Source organism: Leisingera sp. ANG-M1, from assembly GCF_000813745.1.
Taxonomy (GTDB): domain Bacteria; phylum Pseudomonadota; class Alphaproteobacteria; order Rhodobacterales; family Rhodobacteraceae; genus Leisingera.
Window position 1 is genome coordinate 97,303 of the sequence record NZ_JWLC01000014.1, and the last position, 14,465, is coordinate 111,767.

A 14,465-nucleotide genomic window follows, 5' to 3' on the forward strand; every position below is an offset into this window, starting at 1 on the left:
TCCTTGTTCAGCTCAGGCCGCGTGCCGGCCTGGGACCCTTGATCTCACTCGGCTGCGATGCTGGAGACATCCTGGCCCGAGGCCGCCATGATCGCCTTGACGATGTTGTGGTAGCCGGTGCAGCGGCACAGGTTGCCTTCCAGATAATGGCGGATCTCCGCCTCGCTGGGCTTGGGGTTGTCTTTCAGCAGCGCCGCCGCCGACATCACCATGCCCGGCGTGCAGAAACCGCATTGCAGCCCGTGGTGGTCCTGGAATGCTTGCTGGATCACGTTGAGCGAGCCGTCAGCGTTGGCCTGCCCTTCGATGGTCGAAACCTCCGAGCCTTCCGCTTCCATCGCCAGCATGGTGCAGGCTTTCACCGCCTTGCCGTCCACATGCACCACACAGGCGCCGCACTGGCTGGTGTCGCAGCCTACATGGGTGCCGGTGAGGCCCAGTTCCTCGCGCAGGAATGATGATAGAAGCATGCGCCCCTCGGCTTCGCCGCTGGCAGCCTTGCCATTCACGGTCATTGAGACCTTGGCCATAGTACCCTCCCTTAGCTTGTTTTTGTCTGGCTAAGGGGAGTTAAACATGGGCAGGGCGCTCCGCGAAGCCCTTTCGGGCCTCTTGCGGCGGTAAAATGTGCGTCAGTAGAACTTACCTAAGGTTGTGACCCAACGTCACAATTTCGGGGCCGCATGGTTGCTGCAGAGCGGCGCTCAGCCTTCTGCATCGCGGCGCGGCATCGGGCGGGTCGGGATCTCTTTCAAGAGGCCGCCGACGCCCATAGCGGCGATGTCCTGAGCGGTGACGGGGATGCCGCAGATCACCCGTTCCAGCACCCAGTCGGCGCCATTGAGGGCCGGAGAACGGGCGCAGCCCGGCAGGCCGATCACCGGCTTGCCCTGATAATCGCCCAGAAACAGCAGATTGCCGGGGTCGACCGGCATGCCGAAGCGGGTGACGGCACCGCCCGCCCGGCGCACCGCCTGCGGCGCCACGTCCATCACGTCCGAGGTGGCCGAGCCGGTAAGGACAAACAGCAGCTCTCCCGGGGCCTGGCTCAGGGCTTCGGCCAGTTCCATCTCGCGGTGCGGCACGACCACGCGGTCCGACAGGCTGATGCCCATCCGGTGCAAGCGGCCCGCCATGGCGGCGCGGCCCTTGTCCGCGGGCGTCTCTTCAGTGACTCGGGTTTCGATCAGCGTGGCGCGAGTGAAGACAGGCGGCACCACCTGCATGGCGCCCTCGGCACCGGTGCAGGCCTGGCGGACCGCGTCCTCGGGCACCGCGTAGGAGATCACCTTGATGGTGGCGATCATGCCGTTTGCGTCGGCACGGTGATAATCGGGCACGGTGGCAATGGTGATCATCGGGTCCACCGCGTTGAACCCCTCCAGCCTGGCCCGGTCCAGCCGCACAAGGCCTGCCTGCGCAGCGTAAAGGTTCACCCGCCCGGTGCCCGCACCGGAAATGCGGATGCCCTGGCCCTCCGGATCCGGCACCAGCGCGTTTGCCAGCGCTTCGGCGGCGGCGTCTTCGTGCATGTCGCCGGGCTCCAGCCGGGCAACGGTGAGCTCTGTGTGGCCGGCGGCGGAGAGCTCAGCAAGGTCCTCGGAGGCGAGCTTTGTACCCTTGGCAATCTTGCGGGTGGCGCCTTGCAAGGAATGGGCCAGGATTGCGCCTTGTGCCTCATGCAGCGGGACGGGGCCGAACTTCATGGCTGTTTCCCGCGCAGCACGGCGGTCATCTCGGAGAGGATGGAGACTGCAATTTCCGCCGGTCCCGCCGCGCCGATGTCGAGGCCGATGGGGCCGTGGATTCGGTTGATCTGCTCTTCGGTAAACCCGGCCTCCTGCATTCTGGAGACGCGGGCTGCGTGGGTCTTTTTGCTGCCCAGCGCGCCGATATAGAACACATCCGCCGCCAGAGCCGCCTGCAATGCCGGATCGTCCAGTTTCGGGTCGTGGGTCAGCAGCACCAATGCGGTGCGGGTGTCGAGGCCAAGTTTTTCGACCGCCTCATCGGGCCAGTCATCCATAAGAGTCTCACCGGGGAAGCGTTCAGGTGCCGCAAAGGCCGCGCGGGGGTCGATGATCACCGGGTCGTAGCCTGCAATCCGCGCCATCGGCACCAGCGCCTGGGTGATATGCACCGCGCCCACCACCACTAGCCGCAGCGGCGGGTTATGAACGGCCACAAAGGTTTCGCCGTCGTCTTCTACCCCGGAGCGGTCCATGCGCATCCGGTCCGGGTAGTCTCCGCGCACAAGCCGCCGGGTCCCGGTGGCGAGGTTCACCTCGTAAGCCACGGGGGTCCGGCTGGCGCGCGCCTGCACCAGCTCCTGAAGCAGCGCCTCGGGCAATGCGGAGCCAACGGGCTCCACCAGCACTTTGATGGTGCCGCCGCAGGCAAGACCTACGGCAAAAGCGTCTTCGTCGCTGACACCGAATTCCAGCAGCCGGTGCTTGCCGTCCTCCAGCGCCTCCAGCGCTTCCATGACAACCGCGCCTTCGACGCAGCCGCCAGAGACCGAGCCTTGGATCTGCCCTTCGCCTGAAACCACCAGCTGCGAGCCAGTGCGCCGCGGCGCCGAGCCCCAGGTTTGCACCACTGTGGCAAGAGCGGCGCCTGAGCCGCTTTGATGCCACTCCAAAGCTGTTTCCGGAGCGTTTTCGAACTGGGTTGCGGTCTGCATGCGGTCTTCCTCCCGGCCGGTTTGCCCGGCTTTGAGCCTCAAAGGTCGGGGTTCGGAAGCGCGGTTTCAAGCGGGAAGTTGCCGCAGTGAAACAGAAAACGCCCGCCGGGCCGGGCGGGCGCTGGGAGCATTCGGCTGCGCGGGGGTTACTCCGCGGGCTGCGGCGCGGCTTTCTGCGGCACCAGCCGCTCAGGCAAGGCAAAGGCGAGCGCGATGAAACACAGGCCCAGAACGATACCCATCAGGTCGCCGGGCATGGCGGTGAGGCCCTCGTATTTGGCGCCGGGCACCGTGCCGAGGGTGACCTTGCCGCCAGCGATCTTGTCCAGCAGGCCGCTGGCCTTCCAGGCCGGGTAGGTCGCCATATAGGCGGCGGCGCCCAAGAGGCCGCCTGCGATGAAGAACAGCGCGTCCTTGCGCCCCGTCGCGGCGGCGACCACGCCGGTGCCGGGGCAATAGCCTGCAATGGCCCAGCCCGCGCCCAGCAGCAAACCGCCGATGAAGACACCTGCATAAGCGGTTTTGACGGACATATGGCCAACGTCGACGATCCCGGCTATCTGGCCGCCGAACATCAAGACCGAGCCGGTGCCGATGGCCAGCAGAATGGATTTCGCCAGGTTCACATTGGTCAGGTTCAGCATCTTGCCAATGTAAGTGGGGTTCGAGGCGCCAACCCGGTCCAGCACCGCGCCAAAGGCCGCGCCGATCACGATGGCCAAGAGGATGATGGTCATGGCTCAGGCCTCCTGTTTGAACATGATCATGGATACGGGGATGGCGGCGGCAAAGGCGCCAGCGGCAAAGATGTAGCCGGAGATTGCGGTCTGCATCATGCCGGACATCATATGGCCGGAAGTGCAGCCGCCTGCCAGCCGCGCGCCATAGAGCACGATGAGGCCGCCGAGGAAGGCCGCGGCATAGCGTTTGGCCTTGCTGTCTCCGAAGTTGGTACGCCAGAGTGCGGGGATGCTGCGGTCTCCCATGGGAATGCCACCGCGCAGTTTGGCGGAGACGAGGCCGCCCAGCGCCATCGCCAGCACAAAGACAAAGCTGTAGTTCAGCGGGTTGGCCACGGCCCCCGCATATTTGCCATCCGATTTCGCCAGATAGGCATTGGTGGAGGTCGTGCCCTCCGCAGTCTGTGTCACCAGATCCGGGTTGACCGCATCGGCGATGATCCCGTCGAGGATGACAAACTGAGTAGAGACCCCAATGGGTTTGACCAGCAGCACTGCCAGGAAGAACACCAGCCCCAGCAAGAGCCCGCCGGCTTTCCAGTTGATAGGCATGCAAATTCCTTTCGCACGTTACATTCATTTTCTGGAATACAATTGAACGGCAGGGTTTGGATTGATTCAGGTCAAATCACATTCGGTTTTTGGAATTCTTATTAAACGGCGCCTCAGAGCATCGCCATCAGCCGCGCCTTCTCACCTGCATCAGTGGGGCTGGAGATCACCTGTGCCAGATCCTGCAGCGAAGAGATGGAGTGGCCCGCGCGGAAACTGTCGGTATAGGGCAGCATGGCGCGGATGCCTTGCGCCTTGGGGGCAAAGCCATCCCAGCGCAGCAAGGGGTTCAGCCAGATCAGGCGGCGGGACGACAACTGCAGCCGCTGCATTTCGCGGGCCAGACCTTCCGGGCCGCCACGGTCAAGCCCGTCGGTGATCAGCAGCATCACTGCCCCCTGCCCCATCACCCGGCGCGACCAGTCGCGGTTGAAGGCATGCAGGCAGTCGCCGATCCGCGTGCCGCCCTCCCAGTCCTGTGCCTCGGCGCCGGCGGCGGCCAGGGCGGCATCCACGTCGCGCTGATGCAGGTGCCGGGTGATATTGGTGAGGCGGGTGCCGAAGGTGAAGCCATGCACCTTGGCCCAGCCCTGGCCTTTTGCATTGGCGGCGGCATGCAGGAAATGCAGGATGATGCGGCTGTACTGGCTCATCGAGCCGGAGATGTCGCAGAGCACAACCAGGTTGGGCCAGCGGATGCGGCGTTTGGCGCGGGCGATATCCTGCAGATCGCCGCCCCGGCGCATGGCAATGCGCAATGTGCGCCGCCAGTCTGCCCTGCGGCCCTGCTTTGCGGCCATCAGGCGGCGGGACTGGATTGGCTGCACCGGCAGTGTGAGCTGCGCCAGGATGCGTTTGGCGGCAGCAATTTCCGCGGTGCTCATCTGCTCAAAATCGAGGGTGCGGAGCCGTTCCTCAGCCGACATGGTGAGGGTCGAGTCGACCTCGATCTCGGTGCCCTCCTCTTCGCTTTCGGCTGCCTCGGGCGGGTCCTGCATACCGTCCAGCAGCGCTTCTGCCGCACGTTTCTCGGCCGGTTTGGCGGCGCGCTCCTCCTGCACGCCGCGGATGGCAGGCAGCATCGCGGCCATCATGTGCTCAAGGTAACGGGGGTCGCGCCAGAACAGGCGGAAAACCTGGGCAAAAACGGTTCGCTGCTCCGGCTTGGTAACGAAACAGGCGTGCAGCGACCAGTAAAAATCCTCGCGGCTGGTGAAGCCTGCAGCCGCCACCGCCTCCACCGCGTCCAGCACCCGGCCGGGGCCGATGGGCAGGCCCGCCTTGCGCAGGGCCCGCGCGAAATGGGTGATGTTCCGGACCAGTTTGGGATGGTCCGGCAGAGTCAGCGGCGGGGTGTCAGGCATCGGCCTTCATGGGGGCGCTGCCCCCAGACCCCCGGAGTATTTGGGGCAAGATGAAGAGCATCAGGCGGCGTCCAGGCTGGCGCGGGCCTGATCCAGCAGGCGCTTGGCCTCGGAGCCGTGCAGGCGGGCGATGTCGTCCTGGTATTTGAGGATAGCGCCAAGGGTATCTGCGATCATCTCGGGGCTGAGGGCTACGACGTCGAGGGCGAGGAGGCAGTTGGCCCAGTCGATGGTTTCGGCCACGCCCGGTTTCTTGAACAGGTCTTCGGTGCGCAGGGCCTGCACAAAGGCAACGATTTCGCGGGAGAGCTGCGCGCTGGCTTCCGGTGCGCGGGCCTGGAGGATTTCCACTTCGCGCGGGAAGTCCGGGTAGTCGACCCAGTGGTAGAGGCAGCGGCGCTTCAGCGCGTCGTGGACCTCGCGGGTGCGGTTAGAGGTGAGCACCACGATCGGCGGCTCAGGGGCCTGGATGGTGCCAAGCTCGGGGATGGTGACCTGGAAATCGGAGAGCGCCTCCAGCAGGAAGGCTTCAAACGGTTCGTCGGTGCGGTCGAGCTCATCAATCAGCAGCACCGGCGGCCCGTGTTCATCCGGGCGCATCGCCTGCAGCAGCGGCCGTTCGACCAGGTAATCGGCGGAGAACAGCTCCGCTTGCAGAGCGGCCCGATCGGCGCCGCCCGAAGCCTCGGCGGTGCGGATGGCCACCATCTGGGCGGCGAAGTTCCATTCATAGACGGCGCTGGCAGCATCCAGGCCCTCGTAGCATTGCAGGCGGATCAGGCGGCGGCCCAGCGAGGCGGCCAGCGCCTTGGCGATCTCGGTCTTGCCAACGCCGGCCTCGCCCTCAAGGAACAGCGGGCGGCCCAGTTTCAAGGACAGGAACACCACCGTGGCCAGCGCCCGGCCGCAGACATAGCCTTGGGCCGAAAGCATGGTTTGCACCTGGTCGATGGATTGCGGCTGCATGGGCGGGCCTCCTGTTGCCTTGCCAACAGGCCATGCGCGGCGGCAGCGGTCAAGCCGGACGCTGCGGCGGCAGGGCCCGGAAAGGCCCGCGGAAGAGTTGTATAACCCGGCCCGTCGGGTAAAACTCGGCACAAGGGAGGCTGCGCTGCCGGCGCAGCGCGCGCAAGACAGAGAAACTGACAATGAACAAGGCCCCACACAAACTGTGCAGCCAGGACCGGGGGGATTAGGCGGATGCGGGTGCTGGCGGTTCTCTGCGTGCGCAACGAAGGCGCGTTCCTGCTCGAGTGGCTGGCCCATCACCGGGCGGCGGGGTTTACCGATTTCCTGGTGTTTTCAAACAACTGCCAGGACGGCACTGCCAAGATGCTGGACCGGCTGGAGGAGATGGGGCAGCTGACCCATCTGCGCAACGAGGGGCCTTATGACAAGGGCGGCATCCAGTTCACCGCGCTGAAGCTGGCGGACAAGCATCCGCTGATGAAGGCAGCGGACTGGGTCCTGGTGCTGGATATCGATGAGTTCGTCTGCATCAAGGCGGGCGACGGCACGGTGGCCGGCCTGCTGGGTGCGCTGCCGGAGGCGGATGCCATTACCCTGACCTGGCGGCTGTTCGGCAATGGCGGCATCGTGCGCTATGACGATGCGCCGGTGACCGCGCAATTCACCCGCTGTGCGCCGGAGATCGTGCATTGGCCCTGGCGGGCGGTGATGTTCAAAACGCTCTACCGCAACGACGGCACCTACCGCAAATGCGGGGTGCACCGGCCGCGCGATATCCGCGACGAGGCGCGGCTGGAGGGCTTCCGCTGGTTTGATTGCGAGGGACACGAACTGGGACCGGAGTTCAAGACCAGGCGGCTGTTTTCGGACTACGGCCGGCCCAACACCCGGCTGGCGCAGCTGAACCATTACCCGCTGGGCGCGATGGAGAGCTATGTGCTGAAGGCCGACCGCGGCCGGGTCAACCGGCAGGCGGAGCTGGGCATGGATTACTGGACGGAGCGGAACTACTGCACGGATATGTGCACCGCAGCCTCCCGCTATGACGGCGCGCGCGCAGGGCTGCAGGCTGAGCTGATGGCGGATCCCAAACTGGCGCGGCTGCATGGCAAAGCGGTGGAGTGGCGCCATGCCCGCTTTGCCGAGCTGATGCGCAAGGAGCCTTGCCGCGCCCTGTTTGCGCGCCTGCTGATGACTCCTCCGGCCCGGCCTGTAAGCCCGGCGGCGGCGCAGTTGCTGCGCAGTTTTGCGGCCAGTGACGGAACCGCGGCACAGGCGCCGGACGGCACCGGCTGACTTCCGCCTGCGGCGGCGGCGGGCCGCCGAAACGACGCTGCAACGCCCTAAAGAGGCATAGGTTTTTCCAATTTTGGCCTTATTTCTCTCCTAACTGTAAATGCAATCAGCGCCCGGACCTATCGGGGCATAGAGGATAGCAGGCATGCAGGACGGACTCGAAACTCTGGATGAAGACCTTTCCGGGCTGAAACCTGCCCAGTGGAAGGCCCGGATGGCGGCACTGGCCGAAGAGCACGGCATGTACCAGCCGCTTGGCGACCGGCATTTCGCCACATTCATCGACCAGGGCAACACGCTGCTGGTGACGTTTGAGACCATGCAGGGCATCCACAACCTGTCGGATCAGGCGCAGCCTTTGGGCTTTGATCTGGTGAAGAACCTGGGCTGGTCGCATATGTGCGTGGTCTCGGACGGCGACACCTGGTTCCGCGAGGGGCGCATCTACGGCTTCTTCGACCAGCTGATCGACGACGGCTTTTTCGACGAGTTCGACAATGTGATTTTCTACGGCGCAGGGCCGTGCGGCTATGCGGCGGCGGCCTATTCGGTGGCCTCCCCCGGTGCGGTGGTGGTCGCAGTGCAGCCGCAGGCGACGCTGGATGCGCGGATGACCGAATGGGACGACCGCTTTACCGAGATGCGGCGTCTGTCGTTCACCGACCGCTACGGCTATGCGCCGGACATGCTGGACGCCGCCGAACAGGCCTATGTGATTTATGACCCGCAAGAGCAGCTGGATGCCATGCATGCGTCGCTGTTTGCCCGCAAGAACGTGACCCGGCTGCGCGCGCTGCATATGGGCGATGCGGTGCAGACCCGGCTGATCGAGATGGAGATGCTGTATCACATCCTGTCGATGGCGGGCAGCCGCAAGCTGACCAGTTCCGCCTTCCACAAGCTGTTCCGCAGCCGCCGCAACAACTCATTCTTCCTGCGCAACCTGCTGAGCCGGCTGGAGCGGGACGACCGCCCCTTCCTGATGGCGCTGCTGTGCCGCAACGTGACCGAGCGGATGCGGGCGCCGCGGTTCCGCCGCCGCCTGACAGAGCTGGAGAAACGCGCCGAGGACGGCGAATTCAGCTTCCCGCCGAAGCGCTGATCCGCCGCTGCCCGGGCTATTCAACCGCTTCTGTTCTGCCCGCCCTTATGCTAGGCGGGCAGCATGACCCAGACGCTGACCATCCCCCGCCCCGACGACTGGCACCTGCATCTGCGCGACGGCGCCATGCTGCAGGCCGTGCTGCCCGAAACCGCCCGCCATTTCGGCCGCGCCATCATCATGCCGAACCTGGTGCCGCCAGTGGTGCGCGGCGATCAGGCTGCCGCCTACCGCGACCGCATCCTGGCCGCCCTGCCCGAGGGCATGGCGTTCGAGCCGCTGATGACGCTCTATCTGACCGAGGACACCGATCCGGAAGACGTCGCCGCAGCCCATGCCAGCGGACTGGTCAAGGCGGTGAAGCTGTATCCGGCGGGTGCCACTACCAACTCGGCCTCGGGAGTGACCAACTTCGATAACGTCCGCCCGGTGCTGGAGAAAATGGCCGAGATCGGCCTGCCGCTCTGCACCCATGGCGAGGTCACCGACAACCACATCGATATCTTCGACCGCGAGGCGGTGTTCATCGACCGGGTCCTGGACCCGATCCGCAAGGCAACCCCGGGGCTGCGGGTGGTGATGGAGCATATCACCACCAGGAACGCGGCGGATTACGTGGCCAGCCAGGACACCGATCTGGGCGCGACCATCACCACGCACCACCTGATCATCAACCGCAACCACATTCTGGCAGGCGGCATCAAGCCGCATTACTACTGCCTGCCGGTAGCCAAGCGCGAAGAGCACCGCCTGGCGCTGCGCGCCGCAGCAGTTTCCGGCGACAAGCGCTATTTCCTGGGCACCGACTCGGCACCGCATACCGACCCGAACAAGCTCAGCGAATGCGGCTGCGCCGGCTGTTTCACTGCCACCAACACCATGTCCCTGCTAGCGCATGTGTTCGAGGAAGAAGGCGCGCTGGACAAGCTGGCAGGCTTTGCCTCGGAAAACGGCCCGGCCTTCTATCGCTTGCCGGTAAGCCGCGAAACGCTGACGCTGCGCAAGTCCGAAGCCGCTGCGGAGTTCCCGAAAAAGATCGAAACCGGCGACGGGCCGGTCACGGTGTTTGACCCCGGCTTCCCTGTCTATTGGCACGCGGACAGCTGATCCCCGGCCTTTGGGCTGCACCCCCTTGCAACCATTAGATGCAAGGGGCAGTATCCAAAGTTATGGTCGGCGGCATTACCGGATGCCGGCCATAAATCGCCCCAGATCATTAGCGGTTTACCGCAGCAAACATGTTTAGATGAAAGCAAAGATGACGACATTTACATTTTCCGGTTACGGCAGCTCCACCATTGATGGCAATCCTGTGGCTTTGCTGCCCAACGCCGAGCTGAAAGTTGTGGCAGCCGATGGCGCCGTCTTTGAATACACCCTGATCGGCGCCGGTGAAGGCATTCCCCAGATCGCGGTCAGAAGCGGCGCATATAATATCACCTTCAACGGCCATGACCTTGAATCCTATCCGGCCCCTTTGGACCTGTACATCGGCACCGTGACCTGGAGCGGCGGCACCACAACGGTTCTGAACCTGGTGGTCGACACCGGCGGCAACACGGATGAAACCTACCTGCTGCGGCTGGACGGCGATCCTTTTCCCGAGATCACCAGCCTGCAGCAAGCTGCCGAGCTGGAGGCCTCGGTCACCGGGCTGAGCACCCCTGGCGGCGCCCTTGCGCCCGATCAGATGATCCTGTGGACCGAATTGGATGCCGCGGAAACCAGCAGCCGGGACCGGATCAGCGGCACCAGCGCCAGTGAGGCTTTTTCCGGCGGCGCCGGACGCGATGTGATCTTCGGACGGGCCGGACACGATATTCTGGAAGGCGGCGGCGGCCGCGACCGGCTGCTGGGCGGCAATGGCTCCGACACCCTGGAAGGCGGTGCCGGGAATGATATCCTGACCGGCGGAAACCATGGCGACACCTTTGTTTTCGCGCGGAAATTTGGCGACGACGTGATCCGGGACTTCAACGCGAATTCAAACGCCGAGAAGATCGACCTGAGCGGCGTGCGCTGGATCAAGAATATGCGGGACCTGCGCAACAACCATGTTTCGCAGGAGGGGGACGACGTGGTGATCGACGACCGCCATGGCAACACCATCACCTTGGAAGACGTTGCGCTGGCCGATCTCGGGGCAAGAGACTTCATTTTCTGACCCCGCCCGGCGCCGGGGCCCTGCCCGTCCGGCGCTGGCTCTCTTTTGCCGCGTTTCATTTGCCCGCACGCCCGCAATGGGGGTGAATCTGCCACACTTGTTAAATTTCTATTAATGCGCCGCAAGGGCGCGCTTGCCACAATGGGGCATTTAGGTCTGACTGCCCAATCATTTCCTCCGGGCGGAAGCTGCTGCCGCCCGTATTTTTGACTATCTGACTAAAGAGGCTACGCATGGCAACTTTTACGATTCCGGGAATTCAGGTTAACTATGTGGATGGCGATCCTGTCTCCGCCGGCACTGCCGAAGCACAAGTTGTTGTGGATTCCGCATCGACAACATTCAACTATGAGATAGTTGGCCGTCAGGATGACGGCGTTGCAATTATTGATCTGGAAGGCGGCATCCGCCAGCTCCGGATCAACTGGGAAATCTTTGACCACACATCAAGCGCCACCAATTACGAAACCCTGATCACCCAGGTGACTTGGTCCGGCGGCACGAGCGTTGTTCTGGTTGTGAACGAATTCACCGGCGGAGATACCGATAGAGATTACATCTTCCTGCTGGATGGCCCCGAATTCCCTGCCGTCAGCAACTTGGCAGAATGGGAAGAGATCAACGATTCGATCACTTCTCTGACGGACCCGACCGGCAGCTTTGCCCCCGGCGAGGACATCCCCTGGTCCGCATTTGAGGAGGCGAGCGTCGAAACCGAGGATGACACCTATCTTGGCACCTCGGGCGATGACGAGCTGATTGGCACCGATGCCTATGACTATTTCATCAGCTCTGAAGGCGACGACCTGTACGACGGCAAAGGCAGCACCTTCGACCAGGTCACCTTTAACAATGATCCGAACGGTGTGACCGTTGATCTGAGAGCAGGCACCGCAACCGACGGCTGGGGCGACACCGACACGCTGCGCAGCATCGAAGCGATCCGCGGCTCCGCCTTTGCGGACGATTTTTCCGGCAACGGCGGCCGCAACACCTTCCGCGGCCTTGCGGGCGATGACACCATCGACGGACTGCGCGGCCGCGACGAAGTACGCTATGACCGCGATGAGCGCTATGGCGGCACCGACGGTGTTGAAGTGAACCTGGCGAAGGGGTTTGCCATCGACGGTTTCGGCGACCGCGACACGCTGAGCCGGATCGAGGATGTGCGCGGCTCTGACAGCCGCGACAAGATCACCGGCAGCCGGGTTGCCAACGAGCTGGAAGGCATGGGCAAGAACGACCGGCTGTTCGGCCTGGGCGGCAATGACACCCTGGATGGCGGCAGCGGCCGTGACCTTCTGAACGGCGGCGGCGGCGACGACACCCTGATCGGCGGCGGCGGCAACGACCGCCTGCTGGGCCGCAGCGGCGATGACACCTTTGTCTTTGCTGGCCGGTTCGGCGACGACGTGATCCGCGATTTCGAAGCCGACAACAACAACGAGAAGATCGACCTGAGCGGCGTGCGCTGGATCAAGAGCATGCGCGACCTGCGCAACAACCACATTTCGCAGGATGGCGATGATGTGGTGATCGACGACCTCCATGGCAATACGATCACCTTGGAAGATGTCCTGCTGGCCGATCTTGGCCGCGCTGACTTTATCTTCTGATCCCGAACTCTGCGGAGCCGCGCCAGACCGCGGCTCCGCTCCTTTTCCCGGGGCCCTGCGGGTACAGCGCAACAGCTACAGCACCGCATGCGGCCGGCCTCGTCTCTTCACTTTTTTCAGCCGCTGCCTTGCCCGGAAATTCAGCCTTGCGCGCGACCAAAACCCGTCGCATTAATCCGTAAGTTGATTAAATTTTTCGAGGCAGAATTTCATGACCACTTATAAGATCACCGGCTTCTTTGTGCGCGATAACGGGCCAACTGTCTTTCCGAACAGTTTTTACACCGTGGGCAGCACCTCAGCAGACCTGGCGGTGCCGGACGGCACGCTCTTTGTATTCACTCCGCTGGAAGTGCTCGGCAACCAGGAACTCAGGTTTGTGCCGGACCCGCGCATGTTCGGCATGCCAGCAGCGCCGCATTTACTGCCGGACGATGCAGTTTCTCTCTACCAGCATACACTGTCGGAAATCACCTGGGCGGGCGGCACGACAACGGTCTTGAAGATCAGCACTCCCGGCATCAGCCACGGCACCACAAGCTATTACGCCCTGTCCGGCGACCCGCTGCCGGAGATCGACAGCTACAGCGAATACCAGGATTTCCTGGACTCGATCACCGAAAAGCGCCCAGTGACCACCAGCCTGGAGCCGGACCAGACGCTGGAGTGGGACCTGGAAACCGTCAGCGTGACCGAAGACGACTATTTCACGGGCACCGGAAGCAGCGACACCATCAGCGGCGGCGCAGGGCATGATACAATTTTCGGCCGCGGCGGCGATGACCTCCTGCAGGGCCAACACGGCAGTGACAGGCTTTTTGGCGGCACTGGCAGCGACCACCTGAAAGGCGGCGGCGGCAAGGACAGGCTGGTTGGCAACTTCGGAGACGACCTGCTGGACGGCGGCAAAGGGGCCGACACATTGTTGGGTGGCTTTGGCGACGACACCCTGCTTGGCGGCGATGGCGACGATTTCCTGTATGGTCATGAGGGGGCAGACAGCCTGTACGGCGGCAACGGCAACGACCTCCTTTATGGATGGGACGGCGATGACTGGCTGGATGGCGGCGCCGGCGATGACAGGATTTCGGGACGGCGCGGGAAAGATAATCTGTTTGGCGCGGATGGAGAAGATGTCCTGTCCGGCGGCAGCAGCAGCGACACGCTGAGAGGCGGCTGGGGGGAAGACACGCTGTGGGGTCAAAACGGCAACGATCTGCTGATCGGCGACTGGGTAGATGTCCTTATCTTGCCGCCCTCGCTGGCTTCCCAATCCGGCCTGAGCCAGGAAGCCGGGGGTGATGAAGCTGCGCTCACCGTTGCCACTCTGCCGCCGCTGGTGCCTGAGGGCGCCGGATTAAATGACACTCTGATTGGCGGCAAGGGCGATGACACGCTGCACGGCGGATTCGGCGACGATAACCTGTATTCGGGCCGGGGCGACGATTTTCTGTACGGCGGCGATGGAAACGACAATTTGAGCGGCAGGCAGGGCAACGACTGGCTTTCCGGCGGGTCCGGAGACGATACATTGTTCGGTGGGCGCGGCGAGGACACGCTGGACGGCGGCCAAGGCAATGATTTCCTGGTCGGCAACTATCAGCAAAACACCTTTCTGTTTTCTGGCAGGTTCGGCAATGACACTATTGGTGCCTTTGACGCGGCCGAGGACGGCAACAGGATTGATCTGCAGCATGTTTCGGAGATCACCAGTCTGGAGGATCTTTTCGCCAACCACATTCAGCAGACCGGCAGCGATGTTGTGATCAGCGATGGCGAGGGAAATACGATTACGCTGACAGACACGGCGCTTGCGGACCTTGAAGCGGATCACTTCATTTTTTCCACTCCGGCCAGCCTTGCCCCGCACCCCGATACCCCGGCGGGCTGCCTTGATTGCCCCGCCCCGGTTACCGGACCCATCCTGGTCTGCGTCTACCCGGAAGACCCAGGCATCAGCTGGGAACTGGCCTGATCAG

At 63.6% G+C, this 14,465-nt stretch carries 13 protein-coding genes; 6 read left to right on the forward strand and 7 right to left on the reverse strand.

All coding sequences use genetic code 11. The annotated features are described in order from the left end of the window. Positions 1-44: 44 nt before the first annotated feature. The 7 genes from RA19_RS12835 to RA19_RS12865 form a co-directional block, all read right to left on the reverse strand. Positions 45-530 (reverse strand): (2Fe-2S)-binding protein, encoded by a 486-nt coding sequence (locus RA19_RS12835; RefSeq protein ID WP_039163152.1) that lies wholly within the window; start codon positions 528-530, stop codon positions 45-47. 174 nt (positions 531-704) lie between these two features. Continuing rightward, positions 705-1,706, reverse strand: a complete 1,002-nt coding sequence (locus RA19_RS12840; protein WP_039163154.1) for a molybdopterin-binding protein — start codon at positions 1,704-1,706, stop codon at positions 705-707. Then, positions 1,703-2,683 carry an XdhC family protein gene (locus RA19_RS12845; RefSeq protein WP_039163402.1) on the reverse strand — a complete coding sequence of 327 codons (981 nt, stop codon included), beginning with the start codon at positions 2,681-2,683 and terminating at the stop codon, positions 1,703-1,705. The genes RA19_RS12840 and RA19_RS12845 overlap by 4 nt, the downstream gene beginning before the upstream one ends. A gap of 146 nt (positions 2,684-2,829) precedes the next feature. Continuing rightward, positions 2,830-3,420, reverse strand: a complete 591-nt coding sequence (locus RA19_RS12850) for a YeeE/YedE thiosulfate transporter family protein (RefSeq protein WP_039163156.1) — start codon at positions 3,418-3,420, stop codon at positions 2,830-2,832. A 3-nt stretch (positions 3,421-3,423) separates the two neighbouring features. Beyond that, complete coding sequence (locus tag RA19_RS12855; RefSeq protein WP_039163157.1) at positions 3,424-3,975, reverse strand: YeeE/YedE thiosulfate transporter family protein; 552 nt, start codon at positions 3,973-3,975, stop codon at positions 3,424-3,426. Between the two features lie 113 nt (positions 3,976-4,088). Continuing rightward, positions 4,089-5,339 (reverse strand): vWA domain-containing protein, encoded by a 1,251-nt coding sequence (locus RA19_RS12860; protein ID WP_039163158.1) that lies wholly within the window; start codon positions 5,337-5,339, stop codon positions 4,089-4,091. Positions 5,340-5,399: 60 nt separating this feature from the next. Beyond that, the gene (locus tag RA19_RS12865) at positions 5,400-6,305 is read right to left on the reverse strand and encodes an AAA family ATPase (protein ID WP_039163159.1); all 906 of its coding nucleotides are present in this window, start codon (positions 6,303-6,305) and stop codon (positions 5,400-5,402) included. A 234-nt stretch (positions 6,306-6,539) separates the two neighbouring features. On the opposite strand from RA19_RS12865, the gene RA19_RS12870 reads away from it, so the two are divergent. From RA19_RS12870 to RA19_RS27670, 6 genes are all read left to right on the forward strand, one after another. Continuing rightward, complete coding sequence (locus RA19_RS12870; protein WP_039163160.1) at positions 6,540-7,604, forward strand: glycosyltransferase family 2 protein; 1,065 nt, start codon at positions 6,540-6,542, stop codon at positions 7,602-7,604. 145 nt (positions 7,605-7,749) lie between these two features. Next, positions 7,750-8,706 (forward strand): hypothetical protein, encoded by a 957-nt coding sequence (locus RA19_RS12875; RefSeq protein WP_039163161.1) that lies wholly within the window; start codon positions 7,750-7,752, stop codon positions 8,704-8,706. A 63-nt stretch (positions 8,707-8,769) separates the two neighbouring features. Then, positions 8,770-9,813, forward strand: coding sequence for a dihydroorotase (pyrC, locus tag RA19_RS12880; protein WP_039163162.1), 1,044 nt, complete (start codon positions 8,770-8,772; stop codon positions 9,811-9,813). Between the two features lie 151 nt (positions 9,814-9,964). Beyond that, complete coding sequence (locus RA19_RS27660; protein WP_275041729.1) at positions 9,965-10,870, forward strand: calcium-binding protein; 906 nt, start codon at positions 9,965-9,967, stop codon at positions 10,868-10,870. Between the two features lie 233 nt (positions 10,871-11,103). Then, the gene (locus RA19_RS27665; RefSeq protein ID WP_052261778.1) at positions 11,104-12,486 is read left to right on the forward strand and encodes a calcium-binding protein; all 1,383 of its coding nucleotides are present in this window, start codon (positions 11,104-11,106) and stop codon (positions 12,484-12,486) included. 211 nt (positions 12,487-12,697) lie between these two features. Next, the gene (locus tag RA19_RS27670; protein ID WP_052261779.1) at positions 12,698-14,461 is read left to right on the forward strand and encodes a calcium-binding protein; all 1,764 of its coding nucleotides are present in this window, start codon (positions 12,698-12,700) and stop codon (positions 14,459-14,461) included. Positions 14,462-14,465 lie beyond the last annotated feature (4 nt).